This window comes from Chelatococcus sp. YT9 (genome assembly GCF_018398315.1).
GTDB lineage: Bacteria > Pseudomonadota > Alphaproteobacteria > Rhizobiales > Beijerinckiaceae > Chelatococcus.
On sequence record NZ_JAHBRW010000001.1, the window covers coordinates 3,002,051 to 3,022,215 of the forward strand.

At 62.8% G+C, this 20,165-nt stretch carries 18 protein-coding genes; 11 read left to right on the forward strand and 7 right to left on the reverse strand.

Annotation, left to right across the window (positions count from 1 at the left end; all coding sequences use genetic code 11):
* Positions 1–143: 143 nt before the first annotated feature.
* Complete coding sequence (gene pdxH / locus KIO76_RS13780; RefSeq protein ID WP_213323797.1) at positions 144–758, reverse strand: pyridoxamine 5'-phosphate oxidase; 615 nt, start codon at positions 756–758, stop codon at positions 144–146.
* Between the two features lie 43 nt (positions 759–801).
* On the opposite strand from pdxH, the gene KIO76_RS13785 reads away from it, so the two are divergent.
* Positions 802–1,302, forward strand: a complete 501-nt coding sequence (locus tag KIO76_RS13785) for an RT0821/Lpp0805 family surface protein (protein WP_213323798.1) — start codon at positions 802–804, stop codon at positions 1,300–1,302.
* 96 nt (positions 1,303–1,398) lie between these two features.
* Positions 1,399–2,334 carry a DnaJ C-terminal domain-containing protein gene (locus tag KIO76_RS13790; protein ID WP_213323799.1) on the forward strand — a complete coding sequence of 312 codons (936 nt, stop codon included), beginning with the start codon at positions 1,399–1,401 and terminating at the stop codon, positions 2,332–2,334.
* A 106-nt stretch (positions 2,335–2,440) separates the two neighbouring features.
* Here KIO76_RS13790 and KIO76_RS13795 read toward each other — a convergent pair whose 3' ends face one another.
* Entirely contained in the window at positions 2,441–4,357 is a 1,917-nt protein-coding gene (locus tag KIO76_RS13795; RefSeq protein WP_213323800.1) for a potassium transporter Kup, read from the reverse strand.
* 342 nt (positions 4,358–4,699) lie between these two features.
* Here KIO76_RS13795 and fabI point away from each other — a divergent pair, with 342 nt between their 5' ends.
* The 3 genes from fabI to KIO76_RS13810 all read left to right on the forward strand — a co-directional run bounded on the left by fabI (position 4,700) and on the right by KIO76_RS13810 (position 10,521).
* Positions 4,700–5,530 (forward strand): enoyl-ACP reductase FabI, encoded by an 831-nt coding sequence (fabI, locus tag KIO76_RS13800; RefSeq protein WP_213323801.1) that lies wholly within the window; start codon positions 4,700–4,702, stop codon positions 5,528–5,530.
* 3 nt (positions 5,531–5,533) lie between these two features.
* Complete coding sequence (locus KIO76_RS13805; RefSeq protein ID WP_213323802.1) at positions 5,534–6,124, forward strand: histidine phosphatase family protein; 591 nt, start codon at positions 5,534–5,536, stop codon at positions 6,122–6,124.
* 341 nt (positions 6,125–6,465) lie between these two features.
* Entirely contained in the window at positions 6,466–10,521 is a 4,056-nt protein-coding gene (locus KIO76_RS13810; protein ID WP_213325261.1) for a Pls/PosA family non-ribosomal peptide synthetase, read from the forward strand.
* A gap of 30 nt (positions 10,522–10,551) precedes the next feature.
* Here KIO76_RS13810 and KIO76_RS31600 read toward each other — a convergent pair whose 3' ends face one another.
* Positions 10,552–11,175, reverse strand: a complete 624-nt coding sequence (locus KIO76_RS31600) for a BA14K family protein (RefSeq protein ID WP_349629385.1) — start codon at positions 11,173–11,175, stop codon at positions 10,552–10,554.
* Positions 11,176–11,428: 253 nt separating this feature from the next.
* Between KIO76_RS31600 and KIO76_RS13820 the strand changes: the two genes are divergently transcribed.
* From KIO76_RS13820 to ribB, 3 genes are all read left to right on the forward strand, one after another.
* The gene (locus KIO76_RS13820) at positions 11,429–11,818 is read left to right on the forward strand and encodes a hypothetical protein (RefSeq protein ID WP_213323803.1); all 390 of its coding nucleotides are present in this window, start codon (positions 11,429–11,431) and stop codon (positions 11,816–11,818) included.
* A gap of 69 nt (positions 11,819–11,887) precedes the next feature.
* Positions 11,888–13,009, forward strand: a complete 1,122-nt coding sequence (aroC, locus tag KIO76_RS13825; protein ID WP_213323804.1) for a chorismate synthase — start codon at positions 11,888–11,890, stop codon at positions 13,007–13,009.
* A gap of 80 nt (positions 13,010–13,089) precedes the next feature.
* Positions 13,090–14,391: a 3,4-dihydroxy-2-butanone-4-phosphate synthase gene (ribB, locus tag KIO76_RS13830; RefSeq protein WP_213323805.1), complete on the forward strand. Its 1,302-nt coding sequence runs from the start codon at positions 13,090–13,092 to the stop codon at positions 14,389–14,391.
* A 65-nt stretch (positions 14,392–14,456) separates the two neighbouring features.
* On the opposite strand, the gene KIO76_RS13835 is transcribed toward ribB, so the two are convergent.
* A complete protein-coding gene (locus KIO76_RS13835) occupies positions 14,457–15,386 on the reverse strand; it encodes a histone deacetylase family protein (protein ID WP_213323806.1) in 930 nt (309 codons plus the stop codon).
* A gap of 357 nt (positions 15,387–15,743) precedes the next feature.
* Here KIO76_RS13835 and KIO76_RS13840 point away from each other — a divergent pair, with 357 nt between their 5' ends.
* Entirely contained in the window at positions 15,744–16,334 is a 591-nt protein-coding gene (locus KIO76_RS13840; RefSeq protein ID WP_213323807.1) for a L,D-transpeptidase, read from the forward strand.
* Between the two features lie 106 nt (positions 16,335–16,440).
* Here KIO76_RS13840 and KIO76_RS13845 read toward each other — a convergent pair whose 3' ends face one another.
* Complete coding sequence (locus KIO76_RS13845; protein ID WP_213323808.1) at positions 16,441–16,641, reverse strand: hypothetical protein; 201 nt, start codon at positions 16,639–16,641, stop codon at positions 16,441–16,443.
* 219 nt (positions 16,642–16,860) lie between these two features.
* Positions 16,861–17,232: a hypothetical protein gene (locus KIO76_RS13850; protein ID WP_213323809.1), complete on the reverse strand. Its 372-nt coding sequence runs from the start codon at positions 17,230–17,232 to the stop codon at positions 16,861–16,863.
* A 27-nt stretch (positions 17,233–17,259) separates the two neighbouring features.
* Here KIO76_RS13850 and KIO76_RS13855 point away from each other — a divergent pair, with 27 nt between their 5' ends.
* The gene (locus KIO76_RS13855) at positions 17,260–17,916 is read left to right on the forward strand and encodes a DUF1499 domain-containing protein (RefSeq protein ID WP_213323810.1); all 657 of its coding nucleotides are present in this window, start codon (positions 17,260–17,262) and stop codon (positions 17,914–17,916) included.
* Between the two features lie 30 nt (positions 17,917–17,946).
* Here KIO76_RS13855 and KIO76_RS13860 read toward each other — a convergent pair whose 3' ends face one another.
* Positions 17,947–18,861 (reverse strand): MBL fold metallo-hydrolase, encoded by a 915-nt coding sequence (locus KIO76_RS13860; RefSeq protein ID WP_213323811.1) that lies wholly within the window; start codon positions 18,859–18,861, stop codon positions 17,947–17,949.
* A gap of 447 nt (positions 18,862–19,308) precedes the next feature.
* On the opposite strand from KIO76_RS13860, the gene KIO76_RS13865 reads away from it, so the two are divergent.
* A complete protein-coding gene (locus KIO76_RS13865) occupies positions 19,309–20,031 on the forward strand; it encodes a hypothetical protein (protein WP_213323812.1) in 723 nt (240 codons plus the stop codon).
* Positions 20,032–20,165 lie beyond the last annotated feature (134 nt).

Here is a 20,165-nt window from a genome sequence, read left to right on the forward strand (position 1 = left end):
CTCGCCTGCCGGCCGTGGCGGCCGCTGCTAGTCTGCTCAATCATAGAATGCGCGATATCGGCAGCGGAGGCCACCGTCAGACCATGAGGCCTTCCGCCTCAGGACCTGCATAGCGCGGCCCGGCGGTGTGTCGCCGCCGCGGCTCAGGGATAAAGCCGGTCCTTGGCCCAAGGCGCGTCTTTGGTGCTGCGGGAAAACCGGATGCGGTCATGCAGGCGGAACGGCCGATCGTGCCAGAATTCGATGGCGGTGGGCACAATCCGGAAGCCATGCCAGTGAGGAGGCCGGGGAACCGCGCCAAGGCCGAATTTTGCCGTAAAGCTCGCGACGGCCTTTTCAAGCGCGAAGCGGCTTTCAAGGGGTTGAGACTGCTTCGACGCCCAGGCGCCGATTTGGCTGCCGCGGGGCCTCGATGCGAAATATTCGTCCGACTCAGCATCCGAGACGACCTCCACGGGGCCGCGCACACGCACTTGGCGCCGCAGGCTTTTCCAGTGGAAGAGCAGCGCCGCGCGCGGATTGGCCGTGAGCTCGCGGCCCTTGGCACTCTCCTCGTTGGTGTAAAAGACAAAACCGTTGTCGTCGTGACCCTTCAACAGCACCATCCTGAGATCAGGCAAACCGTCGCTGTCAACGGTCGCAAGCGCCATTGCGTTGGGATCATTCGGCTCGCCTGCTTCCGCGTCCCTCAGCCAGGATGAAAAGAGCTGGAAAGGGTCGTTGTCGCCTGAAAAGTCACGGCTAATTAACGGTTCCAAAGCCTAAATTCCTTTGGATGTGAAGTGCGTGGAAGGGCGCGTTATGCGCAGTCTGTCAGTGCTGGATTATAAGGACAATAGCAAGCGCAGTGACGCAAGGCAGACTATAAGGCGTTCTGTACTGGTGTTCGGTGCCATCGCTTTTTCATTGATCGCCGGCGGCTGCAGCCTGTCCTTCCCCGTCGCTGGTCTGATGGACGATGATGACGTGACAGCCTCCGTGCCCACTGTAGCCCAGCAACCGTCGCCCCTGTCGCCGGAACTCACCGCGGAGGACTGGCGCCGCGCGAAGAGCGCGATGGGCGTTGCGCTCGACCCGATCGGCAACGGTGAGGAGGCACCCTGGAGCAATCCGGAGACCGCCCTGTCTGGCAGCTTTGTACCCGCGGGCCAGCCCTATGTGCACGGCGACGACGTCTGCCGCGATTTTTTTGCCGATCTCGTCTTGCAGACCGGTACGCGAAAGCTGCAAGGTAAGGCGTGCCGTCCATCGGGAGGAGAATGGTCGGTCGTTGAGGCCGGGCCCGCAAAAAAGCGGACATAAAGCCATTCGGGCGCGTAAGACGCGTTGCATTTGTGCAACAATCGCCCCATATGGGGGCCGGTGCCAGCCTTTCAGGTTGCACGGCAGTGAGGACCCATGCGCGACCCTTATGATATTCTCGGGCTCAGCAAATCGGCGACCGAGGCAGACATAAAGAAGGCGTTTCGGCGCCTGGCGAAGACGTATCATCCTGATCGCAACAAGAGCGACCCGAAGGCGCAGGAGAAATTCTCCGAACTCACGGCGGCTTACGATCTCTTGAGCGACAGCGAGAAGCGTGCGCAGTTCGACCGTGGCGAGATCGACGCCGAGGGCAAGCCCCGCTTCCAGGGCTTCGAAGGGTTCGGCGCGGGACCGCATGACGGTGGCTTCGAGAACTTCAATTTCTCGACCGGCGGCGGTCATGGATTCCGGCGCTCGACCGGTGGCTTCGATCCGCAGGATATCTTTGCGGATCTGTTTGGGGAGGCTGCGCGCTCCGGCGCGACTGGCGGTCAGCGGACACGCCGCCCGCCACGCGGCCAGGACGTCGCCGCAAGCCTGACTGTGTCGCTGGAAGATGCTGTATCCGGCGCCAAGCGCCGCATCCTCCTTCCGCCGAGCCGCGAAATCGAGGTCACAATTCCCAAGGGCATTACGGACGGCAAGGTCATTCGCCTGAAGGGCCTCGGCGAGCAGAGCCCGTTCGGTGGCGAGCCGGGCGATGCGTTGCTGACCGTCCATATTGCGCCCCATGAGCGCTTCAAGGTGGATGGGACGACCCTGCGCACGCGCCTGCCGGTCACGCTGGAGGACGCGGTGCTGGGGGCGACGGTGCGCGTGCCCACCCTGCAGGGCGCTGTCGACATGACGATCCCGCCGCGTTCGAGCGGAGGGCGTAACTTCCGCCTGCGCGGCAAGGGCCTTCCGACAAAGGATGGAGCGGGCGATCTGATCGTCACGATCGACATCGAGCTGCCGAAGGAGCCGGATCTTGAGCTCGAGAGCCTGATGCGCAAGCGCCGCGCCGCCGCAGAGCAGGCGGCCGATTGAGCGGACGCTCCTGTCTCCATCTGATGTGAGAAGGCTGCTGTTTCTCCCTCTCCCCGGCGGGGAGAGGTGAGCGCGCCGGAACGTACCCCGAACTGACCGTCGACGCCTAGAGTGGCACCTGGACACCCACTTCCAGGGTGCGTCCTGTCGGGATCTGGAAGAAGTCTGTCGCATCGGCGGCATTGCGCGCCAGATGAATGAAGAGGGCGGCCTGCCAGCGCGGGAGTTTTGACTGCGGTCCCCGGCGCAATGAGCGCCGTGACAGGAAGAACGATGTCGACATGATGTCTGTGCGCCAACCGCACGTGCGGGCGATGGCAAGGCCTTGAGGCACGTTTGGCGTTTCCGCGTAACCGAAGGTCATGGTGACCTGCGTGAAGTCGTCGTTGACGGGGGTAATCGCGATGCGTTCCGCATCCGGAACACGCGGGCGATCCGACGTCGTCACCGTCAGGATGACGTTCTTCTCATGCAGGACCTTATTATGCTTGAGATTGTGCAACAAGGCGCGAGGGGCCGTGTCCGGCTCGCCGGTCAGGAACACCGCGGTGCCCTTGACGCGATGCGGATGGCTGAGTTCGAGGAGCCGCGCCAGCTCTTCCATCGATACTTCGGAATGACGGGTCTTTTCAGAGACGACCCTCACGCCGCGCCGCCAGGTCAGCATCACGATGATGAGGCCAGCGCTGACGACGAGCGGGAAAAGACCGCCGTGGCCCATCTTGCTGAGATTGGCCGAGAGGAAGGTGACGTCCAGCACGAACAACGGTGAGAACAGGGCGACCGTGGCGAGGAAGCTCCAGCGCCAGACCCGCCACACGACGAGGAAGGCGAGCAGGGTGGTGACAACCATCGTGCCGGTCACGGCAATGCCGTAGGCGGATGCGAGGCCTGCCGAGGAGCGGAAGGCGAACACCGCGCAGAGCACGCCGACGAGCAGCATCATATTGATCCGCGGCATGTAGATCTGTCCGGCATGGCTGTCGGAGGTGTGGCTGATGGTCAGACGGGGAAGAAGGCCGAGCTGGATGGCTTGCCGGCTGAGGGAAAAGGCGCCTGTTATCACCGCTTGCGATGCGATGACGGTGGCGCCCGTCGCCATCACCACGACCGGGATGAGGGCCCACTCTGGAAAAAGAAGGAAAAACGGATCAGACGCTGCGCTTGGATCGTCCAGGACGACGGCGGCCTGCCCGAGGTAGTTGAGCGCGAGGGCTGGGAAGACAAGCCCGAGCCAGGTCAGCCGGATGGGTGCTCGGCCGAAGTGCCCGAGATCCGCATAGAGCGCTTCCGCGCCGGTGACGGCCAGGAAAACCGCGCCGAGCGTGACGAAGCCGATCGACCCGTGATCTGCCAGGAAGGCGATGCCAAAGCGCGGATCGAGCGCGGCCAGCACATCCGGATTTGAGACGAGCCCGCCAAGCCCTCCCAGCGCCAGGATCAGGAACCAGACGACCATGATCGGGCCGAACAGCGCGGCGACGCGTGCCGTACCCCGATATTGAATGGCGAAGATTGCAATCAGGAGGACGACAGTCAGCGGTAGAATATAAGGCTCAAATACCGGGGTGATGAGCTTAAGACCTTCCACGGCCGAAAGCACGGAAATCGCCGGCGTGATCACGGCGTCGCCATAGAACAGTGCCGCGCCTGTGATCCCGAGCAGGATTACGAAACCGCTGCGGGTGCCCTTCGCATGCTGCAGCAGCGCGACGAGGGACAGCGTCCCGCCTTCACCGTTGTTGTCTGCCCGCAGCAGGACGATCACGTATTTCACGGTGACGACGAGGGCGAGCGTCCACAGGATAAGCGAGAGCACGCCGAGCACCTTGCTCTCGAGGGCGCCCGGGCCGGCATGGGCCAAGGCTTCCCGAAAAGCATAAAGGGGGCTCGTGCCGATATCGCCGTAGACGACGCCCGCAGTTCCCAGCGCGAGCGCAATGAGCGACTGGGGCGACGCGCCAGCCTGGTGCGTCGGAGCGGTGCCGGCGTTGGACGTCCGACCGGCTACGGCATGAGACATGGTTGAGATACGCGATGTTGCATTGCACAATTATTATGGCGCGGGCTTATAGCATCCTCGCGGTCGACGTCCTCTGCAATAGGCGCATGACAGGTCCGAGGCCAAGCCCCTTGATTATGAACAAATCCTTGTTGCCGAGATGATGCATGACAATGGACGGTGAATGGGAGGGGAGGGCGCTCGGTGCGAATTTGTGATCGACTGTTGCAGATGGTGGCACGCTGTGAACGGCGGAGCTACCGCTAAGGCTTCCGTCGCCGACATCCCTCAGCTAATGATGCCTTGCGTTTCTGTCGACGATCGTTGATTCCTCGCCCTCCGTATCCACAACGTTTCATGGCCATGGCTGATAACACCCAAAGCACTTCGTCCATCCTTTCCGGCAAGCGCGGATTGATCATGGGGGTTGCCAACAACCGCTCGATTGCCTGGGGTATTGCCAGGGCCGCCCGTGCCCATGGTGCAGAACTTGCCCTTACGTACCAGGGTGATGCTCTGAAGAAGCGCGTGGAGCCGCTGGCGGCGGAACTCGGGGCCTTCGTTGCCGGCCATTGCGATGTCACCGATGGCGCGACCATCGACGCGGTTTTCGCAGCGATCGAGAAGGAATGGGGCAAGCTCGATTTCATCGTCCATGCCATCGCCTTCTCCGACAAGGACGAGCTGACCGGACGCTACCTGGACACCAGCGAGGAGAATTTCACAAAGTCGCTGCTCATCTCCTGCTACTCGCTGACGGCCGTGGCCCAGCGGGCAGAGAAGCTGATGACGGACGGTGGCTCCATCCTGACGCTGACCTATTACGGCGCTGAGAAGTGGATGCCCCATTATAATGTGATGGGTGTGGCCAAGGCGGCGCTCGAAGCCAGCGTCCGTTACCTCGCGGCCGATCTCGGCCCGCAGAACATCCGCGTCAACGCCATATCCGCCGGTCCGATCAAGACGCTCGCCGCCTCGGGAATTGGCGACTTCCGCTATATCCTGAAGTGGAACGAGTACAACTCACCGCTGAGACGCACGGTGACCATCGAGGAGGTCGGCGAAAGTGCCGCCTTCCTGCTCTCCGACATGGGGCGTGGCATCACCGGCGAGGTGACGCACGTGGATGCAGGATATCACGTCGTCGGCATGAAGAACCCCGACGCGCCCGATATCGTGCTCGGCAAGGATTGAGGCGTGGCTCCGACGATCTACTTCGTCCGCCATGGCGAGACGGACTGGAATGCGGAAGGACGCCTCCAGGGGCAGCGTGATACGTCGCTGAATGACCGCGGACGCCGCCAGGCGGACGAGGTCGGTCGTTTCCTGCCGGATCGGATCCCCGGGTTTGCCGAACTCGACTATGTCGCTAGTCCCCTGTCGCGCACCCGTGAGACGATGGAGCGCCTGCGGGTGGCAGCCGGGCTTTCCGCCAACGATTTCCGGAGGGACGAGCGGCTGCGGGAAGTCTCCTTCGGCATCTGGGAAGGGATGACCTGGAAGGAGGTTCGCTCCCGTGACAACGTCGGCGCTGCCGCGCGGGACAAGGACCGCTTCGGCTATGTGCCACGCAATGGCGAGAGCTACGTTATGGCGGTCGAGCGGCTGACGCCCTTCATCGCGGAGATCAAGCGGGACACCCTGGTGGTCTCACATGGCGGTGTCGCTCGCGCGCTCCTGACGATGCTGACCGATCTTTCTACCGCGGAGGCGCCCACGGTGCCGATTTGGCAGGGCCGTATCCTCGTCTTCCAGGACGGCGCTGCCCGTTGGACGCCGGAAAGCTGACCGGCGGCGAGACAGACTTCTAGAGTTGTGATGATGAAGCAGGCCGCGCCACTTTCCGCGGCCTTTTTGCTGCGCCAAGATGAACGGCGGGGATCGACTTCGTTCATGCAGTGTTCAGCCGGCCGAGCTCAAGAATGATGCACGAGCTGGTTGTATTGATCAGTCCGTATGGGTGCCCGTCACGATTCGTGATGGGTCGACTGATGTGAGGTGATGGCGCCGCCGACGCGAAGTTATCGGCAATCCCGAGAGTTTGGAAACCAGTATTCGCGTTCGCTTCCAGCGATCGGGACGCGCATTCGCGCGCCTAATCTCCGAAAAGGCCAAGTGCTATGAACAATATGTCGCCCAGCCATGCACCTGAAATAAAGGCTGAAGTCATCGATCTCCCGAGTTCGTGTCTTTTTGGAGACGAACGACCGGAATTCCTGCGCGACGAGACGCTGAGCGACATTTTTACCGGTACGGCGCGCTTGCGCGGCTATCGCATCGCCATCATCGATGGTGCAGAGGTGTGGAGCTATGGCCGCGTGGAGGCGGCCGCCAACGCGATCGCTCATGGCTTGGTGGCGCGTGGCTGCGGTCCAGGTGATGTGGTGGGTCTCTGGATGCCGCGCGGGGCCGAACTGCTCGTGGCGCAGATCGCCATCACGAAAGCGGGGGCTGCTTGGCTGCCGTTCGATGCCGATGCGCCTGTCGAGCGCATCGCGGTATGCCTCGCGGACGCGAGGGCGAAAGGCGTCCTGACCTCAGCAGATTGGAACTCGCGCCTCAAAGCGCTGGATTGCGCCGTCTGGGAGGCGGCAACAATCGCAGACACCGCAAATGCCGCGCCGCCAGAGCCGCGCCGTCGCGGCCTGACGCCCGATCATCCTGCCTATCTTATCTACACGTCCGGCTCGACGGGGACACCCAAGGGCATTGTCATAACCCACCGGAACATCTGCCATTTCCTCCGCTCGGCCAGCGACGTCTACGGAATAAATGCGGACGACGTCGTCTTCCAAGGCGCCTCCGTTGCCTTCGACCTCAGCATGGAGGAGATCTGGGTTCCCTATCTCGTCGGCGCGACCCTCTTCGTCGCGACCCGCGCGATCATGGACGATCCCGAGCGGCTTCCGGACGTGATGGCCGAGAACGGCGTCACGGTGCTCGACACCGTGCCCACGCTCCTGTCGATGCTCAGCCGCGATATTCCGAGCCTCAGGCTGATCATTCTCGGGGGTGAAGCCTGCCCGCCGTCGGTCGCAACCCGCTGGTCCGCGCCCGGCCGGCGCATCGTCAACAGTTATGGCCCGACCGAAGCGACGGTGGTGGCGACGCTCGCCGACGTCCACCCGGGTGAGGTGGTCACGATCGGCCGACCGTTGCCGAACTACAGCTGCTATATCGTCGACGAGGAGCTCAATCTGCTGCCGGTGGGCCTGCCCGGCGAGCTCCTGATCGGTGGTCCCGGTGTCGCGCAAGGATATCTTGCGCGCCCGGACCTGACAGCGCAGAAGTTCATCGCGAACCCTTTTGTCGGCAAGGACCCGGTCCTTTACCGCTCGGGCGACGCCGCGAGCATCGACGAGATGGGCCGCATTCACTTTCATGGCCGGATCGACGATCAGGTCAAGATCCGCGGCTTCCGTGTGGAGCTTGGCGAGATCGAGGCGCGGCTGGTGGCCGAACCGGGAGTGGCCCGGGCCGCGGTCGTGCTGCGGACCGATGATGATATCGAGCGCCTTGTCGGGTTTGTCGTGCAGCAGCCCGACGCTGTCATGACTGGCGCCGGTCTCCGCCTCGCGCTCGGCGCAAGCCTTCCCTCCTACATGGTGCCCTCCCATATAGAGATGGTCGGGGAATTACCGACGATGTCGTCCGGCAAGATCGACCGCAAGGTCCTGCGCGCCATGCCGCTGGCGGCCCCGACCGAGCAGCGCGACGACGTGCCGCAGAGCGAGACCGAGGCCACGCTCATGGCGGCGGCAAAGCGGGTCTTCCCGAACTCGGCGATCCCGCTTGATGCCGACTTCTTCATGGAGCTCGGCGGCCATTCCCTGATCGCTGCCCGTTTCGTGTCGGCGGTGCGCGAGACCCCCGCACTAGCTGGGCTCACCCTCAACGACGTGTATGGGCAACGTACGCTGCGCGCGATGGCGGCGGCCCTTGATATGCGCCACGGGCCGGCGGGTCCGTCCCCAACACCAGAGGACTTCAGCTTCACCCCGCCACCCCTTCTGCGCCGTTTCCTCTGTGGCCTCGCTCAGGCGGTCGTCCTGCCGTTTATTCTCGCCTTGATGACTGCGCAGTGGCTCGGTGTGTTCGTGAGCTACATGCTGATAACGGCGGCGGATGCGCCTTTCCTGGTCGATGCCTCGACATTCCTTGGCGTCTATGTGGCGATTAATATTGCCACGGTGGTGATCGTCATCACCGGCAAGTGGCTGGTGATGGGCCGCACCAAACCCGGCCATTATCCGCTGTGGGGAATCTATTATTTCCGCTGGTGGCTGACCCAGCGCCTTCTTTCGCTCGTTCACATGAAGTGGTTCCAAGGTTCGCCGATCATGCGGGTCTACCTGAGGGCGCTCGGCGCGAAAATCGGGGACGATGCGCTGATCAGCGAGTTCGAAGTTGGCGCCGTCGATCTCCTGTCGATTGGTGCCGGAGCGTCCACGGGCGGCAAGGTCAAATTTGCGAATGCAGAGGTTGTCGGCAACGAACTGATCATTGGTGAGATCACCATCGGCGAGCGGGCTTATATCGGCACCTCCTGCGTGCTCAGCCGGAATGTCCATGTAGGCGCGGGCGCTGAATTGGCCGATTTGTCATCCGTGGGCGAAGATACCGTCATCCCCGCTAATGAAAGCTGGGACGGATCTCCGGCCAGACAGATCGGAGCGGTCGATCCAGCTGCGTTGAGCAAGCCGCCGACCGCGAGTGCTTTCCGCCGTCAAGCCAATAGTGTTGCGCATCTCATCGCGCTTCTCGTCCTGCCACCCATCAGTCTCTTGCCGATCTTTCCGGCCTTCTATCTGTTCGACCGGCTGGACGAGATCTTCGGTGCGGCCGTACATGTGAACTATCTCTACTACGTGCCTCTCCTGGCCTGGCCAACGGCGATGGCGCTCATAGGCGTGACGGTGATGCTGATCGTCGCGCTTAGGTGGATCGTGCTGCCCCGTGTCACCCCGGGCACCTACTCCATCCACAGCGGCTTTTACCTCCGCAAATGGACCGTGGCGCTGGCCGCCGAGGTCACGCTGGAGACGCTCTCCTCGCTCTACGCCACCGTCTATATGCGTGGCTGGTACCGGCTCATGGGGGCGAAAATCGGCAAGGACGCGGAGATTTCGACAAATCTCGCGGGCCGTTACGACCTCACGGAGATCGGCGAAAAATGTTTTATCGCCGATGAGGTTGTGCTGGGCGATGAGGATATTCGGGACGGATGGATGACCTTGCGTCCCATCAAGACCGGCTCGCGTGTCTTTGTGGGCAACGACGCCGTGGTCCCACCCGGCGCGGTCATTCCGGAAGGCGCGTTGATCGGCATCAAGTCCAAGCCGCCGGCAAACGCGGCGATGTCGGCGGGTGATACCTGGTTCGGCAGTCCGCCGATCCGGCTCCCGGTTCGCCAGACCTTTGGTGACGTTGGCGCGACGTGGACCTATGAGCCTTCGCGCTGGCGCCGCCTCGGCCGGGGAATGTTCGAGGCGTTCCACCTCTCGTTACCGATGGCGTTGTTCATCACCTTCGGCACCTATGCGGTCGAAGTGCTCGGACCGGCAGCGCTGGAAGGACGTTACGGCACGGCGGTGATCCTTTTCGTAGCGTCGAGCGTGATGATCTCCTGCGCGATGATGCTCGTTGTCGCCGGCGTCAAATGGGCGCTGATGGGCACCTACCGTCCGGTCGTTAAACCCATGTGGTCATGGTGGGCCATGCGCACCGAGGCGACCGCCGTGATGTACTGGGGCCTCGCCGGAAAGGTGCTGCTCGATCATCTGCGCGGAACGCCATTCCTGCCGTGGGTGTTGCGCCTGTTCGGCTGCAAGATCGGCAAAGGTGTGTTCATGGACACCACCGATGTGACCGAGTTCGATTGTGTGCACGTCGGGGATTTCACCGCGATCAACGGGCTATCTGCTCTCCAGACTCATCTTTATGAGGATCGCGTGATGAAGGTGGGCTGTGTTCGCATCGGGACGGGCGTCAGCATCGGCGCGGGCTCGACGGTGCTCTACGCCACGACGGTGGGGGATTTTGCTCGGCTCGGCCCGCTTACCTTGGTCATGAAGGGCGAGGCTATCCCCGCCCACAGCGCATGGTGCGGGGCCCCGGCGGAGCCGAAGTTGGCGGCGGGGGCGCCAGCCCTGGCACAACGTCATCAGGCCGCTCTCGCGGCCTGATCCAGGTCACTTGCTTTCTCGAGACTCACGTCATTGGCAAACGTGGCGCTTGCCGTCGTAGCCAAGATACGTTCCGCTCGCCGGGTCGAATGAGCGGTATTTGGACGAGCAATAGGCAATCCAGTCCGCGTCGCCCCGAACGGTTGGCGCGGCTTGCTGCGAGGCGATCGCTCCGCCGATCAGCGCGCCAGCCGCGAGACCAGCGGCACCGGCTGCTGCAGCCGCGCCTGCGTTGTAGCCAGGTCCGTAGTAATAACCGGGCGCCGGGTAGGGGCGACCGTAATAGCGCGGCGGGGGCCCATAGCGGCGCCCGTAGTACCGCCCTGGAGGCGGTGGCCGATAGCGGGCTCCAGGAGGAGCGAAACGTGGCCCACCAGGACGCGGCCCGACATGGGGCCCACGTGGACCTCTCGGTCCGCCATGGCCGCGCCATTGGACTTCCGTAGGTGACACATCCGATGGCGCTTGCACCGGCTTGATGAACTGCGCCTGCGCCGGGGTGATGCTCGCGATGGTCCCGGCCGTAAAGGTTCCAGCGCCCACGAAGGCGCCAACGCCGATAGCCGCGAGAGCCCGCGCCAATCCTATCCGCATGCCTGTTTCCTCCTCGCGGTTGCCAAAGCCGGGTCCCTTCGGAAATGCCAGCTCCGACATGAGTGGGTATCAAGTCACCGATCTTCAACACGTTTGGCCATGATCGGCATGTGGAATGTATCGCCTGGGGTCGGCTTATTGTTCCGAAATCCCTTGGCCGCTCCCCAATTTGTTATGCGCCAAATGCACATGCGGTTTGCGGAAACACGCTTGCGATGGCTGCAAGGCACGCTTAAGTCAACGCTAGTTGATCTCGCCGCGATCTCTAGCGGCAGATGCGTGTTTGTAGTTGGGGGAATAAGTGAAAAGCTGGATGATTGCGCCGTTGCTGATCGCTGCAGCGATGGCCCCGCTCGCCGCGGTAGCCGCTGAGAAACGCGGCACCGTTCCGGCTGGCAAGACGACCACTGTGGATGCAGTCTTCGTGTTTTACGAGCAGGTCTGCCTCGGCGGCGCGGTTCCTGAGGCGCGCCTCACCAAAGCGCCCGCGCATGGCAAGGTCGCGTTCACGGTGGGCAACCGTGGTTTCAGGGATCCGAAGCACCCCTGTTATGGCAAGTCCTATCCGGGTCTCGTCGTGCAGTACACGCCCGACAAGGGTTTCCGTGGCGAGGATAGCTTTTCCTATCGCTACACCTATGATTCCGATGACGGCGGCGGCAAGAGCGGTGGCGGCAGCGAATTCTTCCTCACCGTGAAGTAAGCGTGGCTTTGGCCTCCATTTGACCCGCCGGCCCCTGCTTCGCTATGAAGCGGGGATCGAGAGGGCTCCATGTCTCACAACAGCTTCGGCCATCTGTTTCGTGTCACGACGTTCGGCGAGAGCCATGGAGCGGCTATCGGCTGCGTGGTGGACGGTTGCCCGCCACGCATCCCTCTGACCGAAGCGGATATCCAGGCGGAGCTCGATCGTCGCCGCCCGGGACAATCACGCTTCACGACGCAGCGTCGCGAACCGGATACGGTCAAGATTCTCTCCGGTGTCTTTCCTGACGAGGCCACAGGCGAACTAGTCACGACGGGTACCTCGATCGGCCTTCTCATCGAGAATGTCGACCAGCGTTCCAAGGACTATGGCGAGATCAAGGATCGCTATCGGCCTGGCCACGCCGATTTCACCTATGACGTCAAATATGGCATTCGCGACTATCGCGGCGGGGGGCGCTCCTCGGCGCGCGAGACGGCGATGCGCGTCGCGGCCGGGGCTATCGCACGGCGGGTCGTTCCCGGGCTCATAGTGCGCGGCGCGCTTGTGCAGATAGGCCCGCACCAGATCGACCGCAGCCGCTGGGACTGGGACGAGATCGGTCGTAATCCCTTCTTCTGCCCAGATGCGGACGCAGCCGCGCGTTTCGCCGACTTTCTCGATGATGTGCGCAAACGTGGCTCATCCGTGGGGGCCGTGATCGAGATTGTGGCTGAAGGCGTACCTCCAGGGCTGGGCGCGCCGATCTATGGGAAGCTCGATAGTGATCTCGCGGCGGCCTTGATGAGCATCAATGCCGTCAAGGGCGTTGAGATCGGTGATGGCTTCGCGGCAGCCGCTCTATCTGGCGAGGAGAACGCGGACGAGATGCGCGCGGGCAACGACGGGCCTGCGTTTCTGTCCAATCACGCCGGTGGCATTCTCGGCGGCATTTCAACCGGCCAGCCCGTGGTCGCCCGATTTGCGGTGAAGCCAACATCCTCAATCCTCAACGAGCGCCAGTCCGTCGATCGGTTCGGGCGCGAGGTCGACGTCATGACCAAAGGGCGGCACGATCCTTGTGTCGGCATCCGCGCGGTGCCGGTGGGCGAGGCCATGGTTGCCTGCGTGCTGGCTGACCATTTTCTGCGCCACCGCGGCCAGGTGGGGGCTACGCCCGCGTGGCCGCAGACACCCCGGGGCATTTAGTGCTGCTTAATGCCTCTTCGGTAGACGCGGCATGCGATTTTATTTGCATTAAATGTTAGCCGGCGATAGCGTCGCCTTTGATGAAATTGATCGATTGGCTCTCACTCAACGGGGTCAGCCGGGCGGAGTTTGCGCGCCGCATCGGCGTCACTCCCGCTGCAGTGACTCAGCTCTGCAATAATGAGGCGGCCTGGCTCAGCCGCGAAACCGCGCGTTTGATCATTCGCGAGACGCGGGGAGCTGTGACACCCAACGATTTCCTGGCCGATGCTCGAGGGAGCGAGGAGGCGCGCTTGCGTAACAGCGTTTTGGAAGCGATCGAGGCTTTTGGTCGTGGCGCGATGATTGTCGTGACGGATGACGATGATCGCGAAAATGAAGGCGACCTGTTCGTTGCGGCGAGCTTGTGCACCCCGGAGCAAATGGCCTTCATCGTCCGACATACCTCCGGGATCGTCTGCGCCCCGCTCGCCCAGGCTGAAGCGCGGCGGCTGCGGCTCGATCCGATGGTGACTTTCAACGACGCTCCGCTCGGCACCGCTTTCACGGTCTCCGTTGACGTGCGCGACGGCCTGACGACCGGCATTTCGGCCGAGGAACGCACCAATACGGTGCGGGCGCTCGCCAACCACAACAAGGCGCCAGATGATTTCGTGCGGCCGGGTCATGTCTTCCCGCTGATCGCGCGCGAGGGGGGCGTGCTGATGCGTTCGGGGCATACGGAGGCTTGTGTCGACATGTGCAAGCTCGCCGGCCTGCCGGCGGTCGGCGTGTTGGCCGAACTGGTGAATGACGACGGCACGGTGATGCGCGGCCAACAGGTCGCGGCGTTCTCCGAGAAACACAATCTTCTGCGCATCTCGGTGGCGGACCTGATCGCTTATCGTCGCATGCGCGAGAAGCTCGTTGATCGCGTTGCCACGTTCCCCGTGCACACGGATATCGGCGAGCTCACCGGCTATGCCTATATGACGTCGATGGATCCGGTGCAGCACTACGCTTTCGTCTACGGCGACATCAGCGACGGCCGGGAAGTTCCGACCCGCTTGCATCGTTGCGACATCCTCTCCGACGTTCTCGGTGGCGCGCGGGTGATCAACGCGGCGCTGCAGCATTTCAAGTCAGCCGGACGTGGCGTGCTCGTTTATCTGCGCGACGGCACCGCTGGCGTCCCCACCAGCCTCGCTGGCGATGCGGCTGGCCGCGCGACCTCCGAGGAGCAGCGGCTGCAGCAATGGCGTGAGATCGGGCTTGGCGCGCAGATCCTGAAGGATCTCGGCGTCTCCTCCATTCGCAATCTCGCCTCTGGTCCGCGCACCTATATCGGAATTGCCGGCTTTGGGATCGAGATCGTCTCGACCGAGCCGGTCGATGTGACGTGAAAGCCGGGAACGGCTGTATTCGCTTCCCGAGAGTGGCGCGCGGATCTACGCGAGCCGCCCTTCGCTTAGGTTTCTTCCATCAGGGCCGCGACATGGGCCGCGGCCGAGCAGGCAAGACCCTCCAGATCATAACCACCTTCAAGAACGGAAACGACGCGACCCTCGCACAGCCGCGCGGCGAGAGCCATGATCTCTCGTGTTGCCCAGACGAAATCGTCTTCGTTGAAGTTGAGGCTCGCGAGCGGATCGCGCCAATGGGCGTCAAAGCCCGCGGACAGAATGATCAGGTCCGGCTTGAATTCCGATATGCGCGGAAAAATCACCACATCGCACGCGTCCCGGAAAGCCGCGCCATCGTCGCCGGCTGCAAGCGGTACGTTCACGATCGTATCGTGCTCGCCCCTTTCCGAGCGGGCGCCAGTTCCGGGGTAGAGCGGCATTTCATGTGTTGAGCAGTACAGCACGCTAGCGTCATCCCAGAAGATGTCCTGCGTGCCGTTGCCGTGATGGACGTCCCAATCGAAGATACAGACGCGATCCAGGCCATAAACCTCCCGCGCATGGCGTGCCGCGATCGCTGCGTTGTTGAACAGGCAGAACCCCATGGCTTTTTCGCGCTCAGCGTGATGACCAGGCGGCCGGACACCGCAGAAAGCATTGCGCGTCCGCCGCCCCAGGACCTCATCCACGGCGAGCACCACGCCGCCCGCCGCAAGCACGGCGGCTTCATAGCTGTGGGGCGAAAGCGTCGTGTCTGAATCGATCTGCACGAGGCCTTCCCTGGGCGATTGCCGGGCGATAGCCTCCACATAGGCTTGGGAATGGGCGCGGGCGATGGCAGCCTCGCTTGCGCGCGGTGCCATGGCGCGCCGCAAGTTGGCGAATGGCGCGGTCGACAGGGCGGCCTCCACCGCCCTCAGACGGTCTGGCCGCTCGGGATGGCCTGCCGGTACGCGATGTTCGAGGCAGGCTGGATGGGTGATGTACAGCGTCACGCCTTCACCTCCTCGGTCAGCGCCTTGCGCCTTGGCCCGCAACCACTCCCAGAACTGAGCAGAAAAAGCCCGCAGTCGATAGCGGAACCTGGAAAGCTAGCCGCTGCAGCCGATTTTTCCCCATGCAAATGGAAGCCCTTACCATCTTCCGTTCGGATCTCGCCATTTCCGCGGCGCGGAAGACGGACTGGAGTGACCCTCCGGCCAACCTTGTCGCGATCAGGATATGCCCAGCACGCAGGCCACCCGCGTGTCTCCGGTCATTGTTTCATTAACCATAACGGTAATAGATGCCTGATAAACATAGTTGACGATTCGCGAATCGGTCGTTCGCCCCCCTTATGGAGTCGCGCCAACATGCGCCTCAAGACGTCTCTCGCAGTGCTCCTGTCAGCGTTAGCCCTTGTCGGCTGCAATTTTAAGGCGGTTCCAGATCCGTCCGTGTCCAGCCGCGACACGGAATGGATGGCACAGATGCCGCAGGCGCCGGTTGACCCGCTATTCGCGCGCTACGAGATCGATGATCCGACGGGGGAGCCTCCCGGCACCATCGTCGTCAAGCAGAAGGAGCGCCAGCTCTACTACGTGCTGCCGAACAAGCGGGCCATGCGTTATGGCGTGGCGGTCGGCGACGAGGCCTACGGTTGGACCGGCAATGCGACTGTCCAGCGCAAGGCGGAATGGCCTAACTGGAACCCCCCCGCTGAGATGAAGGCGCGATGGCCGCATGTGCGCGCGACGGCCGGCGGTCCGAACAACCCCCTCGGCGCGCGCGCGCTTTATCTTTATGACGAGAAGGGGCGCGACACCCTCTACCGGATCCACGGGACGAACGAGCCTGACAAGATTGGCCAGGCTGTGTCGTCCGGTTGCATCCGTATGCGCAATATCGACGTCATCGATCTCTACAATCGCGTCGAGCCCGGCACGCGCGTCGTGGTGCTGTAGCTCCGCGACCGTGTCGCGATGACGATGTGCCTGTGACGGCTCCACGGAGGACGGATGAGGCGCACGCCGCAGCTCGCCGAACATTCGTCCACGGGCGCAGCGCCGATCAGTTCGCGAAGCGCGAGCCGGTCTGTCCGTTCGAGCGGTTGCGCGGGGCGTCGACGCTGCGGGGTGTCGTGTTCCTCGTGACGGTGGCGGCCGCGGCCACCGCCGGAATCCCGATGGAACCGAAGGTTGGCACACGTTCGGCCTGGCGGGCTTGGTAGCTTTGCGCGGCAGGTCGGTTCTTCTCAGTATGGGTCGTCATTGTCCCGATCTTTCGTTCAAAACAGGCACGGATGGCGGCTCACGCGCCAACCGCACCATGGCGATGATCGCCGATGATGCTGACGAGGGATTGGCAGAGTTTGGGCAATCCGGAGGCGAAAGCATCCGATTTCTGATTTTTTGCATCCTATCGATAATGAATGGTTGATGGCGCTTGCGGGCGAGATCAGGGACGTCCCATTCGGCAGTTTCTTGAGCGTTACTTTTTCTTAACCTTGCGCGAGAGCAAGGTACTGACCCATTGCGGCATCATTCCTTTTCGACCATCCCGTTCACACGGCATCCATACTGCTTTGATAAAACCCTCTTCTTTGAGGTCATCTTTTGAGGTGGCTGAGCGAGGCTCGTTCTGGATATCGAGCGCTTCACGGAAGGGCGTGGCTGCGGATGAGTTTCGGTGCTTGATCACCCAGGTCAGGAGGATCAAGGTTACCGGCTGGTGTGGAGTAGAGGAATGCGACGCGTAACGTTGCAAGAGCCGGTCACATGGATGGCGCTGGCCAGTCGATGGATTGGCCTTTTCGCGGTCGTTGTGATGCTGTTCGGGATAGGGCTCCTGCGCTTCGGTCATGTTGCGCTCACGGATGCACTCGCGGTAATGACCGTCGCGCCTGCAATTGCGTTGCTGGCTGTCCTGTTGGCGCTGATTGCCTTCATCGTGATCTGGCGTGACGGAGCGCGTGGCGTGGGCGCGGCGCTGGCCGGCGTCGTGTTCGCGCTCGTGGTCCTGGTCGGGCCGGCGTACGTGCTTGTCGAGGGGCTGCGCGAGCGCCGCCCGCAGGATGTCGCCACAGATGTGAGCCGGCCGCCGGCTTTCTCCCTATCGCGCGCTGCTCTCGACGTCCGTGGTGGCGCCACGCCGTCGTTGGCCGCCGGCGTGGTGCGGCAAGCATCCATACCCGGCAAGGGTGTCGTCGGGCCGCTCGAACTCGATGTGCCGATGCCCCAGGCTTTCAATGCGGCGTTGAAGGTGGCGCGGGACCTGGGATGGGACATTGTTGAAGTCAATCCCGGCATCGGGCGCGTCGGCGTCGGCCGTATCGACGCCGTGAATTATACGCCGTTTCTAAGGTTGCCGGTGGACATCACGATTCGCTTTCTCCCACGGGCCCAAGGCGTGCGGGTCGACGTCCGCACGGTCGTACGCCACAGCATTGCCGATTTCGCGCTAGCCGTTGGTGCTGAGCGTATCGAGCAGTTCTTTGAGGCCCTGTCGGAGACGGCGGGAGACGAGGACGGCGGCGGCGCGAGCTGACACGCAAGCGCGGGGTCTAATCAGGGCGTCCTAAACCTCGCCGGGCCAATAGCGCGCGGTGAGCGTGACCGGGCCATCCGTCGCAACAAGGCGGCGCGCCACAAGATCCTCGACATGGGCGAAGACGGAGAGGGCTGCGGCAGGCAGCAGCGCCGGATTGAGCCCATCGTAAAGTCGAGGCACGATATCTGCGATGGAGGTATCTCCGCTTTTGATACGCCCCAGGATCGCGGCCTCGCGTTGCAGGCGGTGATGGATGAGTGCCCGGAGAAAACGTTGCGGATCCCGCACGGGCCCGCCGTGCCCCGGCCAGTAAATGGCTTCGGAGCGGTCTTGCAGACGTACAAGCGACGCTTTGTAGTCGGTCATCGAACCGTCTGGAGGGGCGACGATCGTCGTTGACCAGGCCATGACGTGATCGCCCGAGAAAAGCGCGTTCCCTTCGGCAAAGGCGAAAGCGAGATGATTGGCTGTATGGCCTGGCGTCGCAACTGCGGTGAGATGCCACGCGGGACCGGAAATCTCATCACCATCCAACATTTCCGCGTCCGGCCGGAAAGCGCGATCAGCACCTGACTCGGCGCGCGGCTCCTCACCCTCTGCCCAGGCTCTGGATGGCCGATGGGGCCCGCAGCCGACGATCATGGCTCCGGTTGCAGCCTGAATAACGGTGGCAGCGGGCGAGTGGTCGCGGTGGGTATGGGTGATGACGACGTGAGTGACCGTTTCGTTCCGGACTGCCGCGAGGAGGGCGTCCACATGCCGCGAATCATCTGGTCCCGGGTCTATGATGGCGACCTGGCCGCGCCCGATGACGTAGCTGCAGGTGCCTTTTCCTGTGAACGGGCTTGGGTTCGGCGCGAGAACACGCCGAATGCCGGCGGCAACCTCGATCGTGATGCCGGCTTCGGCCTCGAAGCCTCGGTCAAACGGGATATCGCTCATGGTTTCGTGCCTTGGTTGCGGCTTCCGGATCCTTCTGCGTAACCTCAAGCCTACCCATACGTCTTGGATGTCTGATCCCGCCCACGCAAGATCTACGTAACGGCCGTGATGCCGCAGGGGGCCAAACCTCCCTGTGGCGGTCTTGCTTCATTCATACCGAAATAATTCCGCTCGAGGCGCATTCGCACCATCCTGTGGCTTTGGCTGTGGTCCAGAGCAAGCTCCGCTCCGTGTCGGTCCCCCTGTCTGATCCTGCTGAACGAACTGTGGGCGGGTAGAGCCATGGAGGGCGGCCGGCACAGCCCGCCATGTCGATTGCGGATGGTGCCACGCAATCTGCGTGGATGTACGTTCTAGGTTAATCAACTCTAAGTTGCACGTGCGCCGCATGGATGGCTTGTCGCTTACGCCCTCGAAAGGCGCGGCTGATGGCGCAAGGATCAGATAATGCTCAAGATCATCAAATACACAGCTTATATCGCCCTCATCCTATGCACGATCGGTGCTGTCATTATGGCGCAGGATGCGACCGCCATTGATGCAGTGCCGCAACAGATGGCGCAGGCCCAGCCTGCCGCGAAAAAGCCTGTCGCCAAACCAAAGCCTGCCGCGCCCGCCAAGCCGCAGGCCGCGCCCGCCCCGGAGAGCGAGCCTGAGGAGGAGGAAGCAAGGACCGATGCCCCGCAGCCCGTTCAGGAGGCAGCATCCGCCCAGCCGCAAGTTCCCCTCTACACCCAACATGCCCTGCAGGCGGGGCTGCAGAATTGTGCGCCGATCGTCAACCACCTCGGCAACATGGCGGCCGATACGGACTATGCTGTCCAATCGGTCTGGAATCGCGATCGGCCGAACGGCCACATGTTCTGGCAACTGATGGGATTGAACTATACCGGCCGGCCGGGACTCAACAAAGCCAGCAGCATTCTGGTCGCATCACCGATAGGCGAGAGCCAATGCGAGGGCGTGCTGGTGCAGGTCATCCCCAGCCCGCGAAGCTGTGAGGCCATCGAGACCAGCCTTGGCAAGGAAGGGGGACGTGCACTCGATGGTCTCGTCGGTGTACGCAACGTCATGACGGTGCGCGGCGAGCGTGTCATGCTGCTGCCGTCGGCGAAGAGCTGCGTCATCGTCAGTGTCACGGGAGCCCAGTCGCAGCCGCGGTCACAGTGAATGCCGGCGCATATCCTGCCATACCCGACCTCGCTCGCCGATGGTGACTAGTGCAGGCCTGCGCACCAAGGTCTCTGAACGGAAACGGCTTTATGTGCGGCTGCAAGCGCCAGGTTGTGTCAAGAGAAATATCT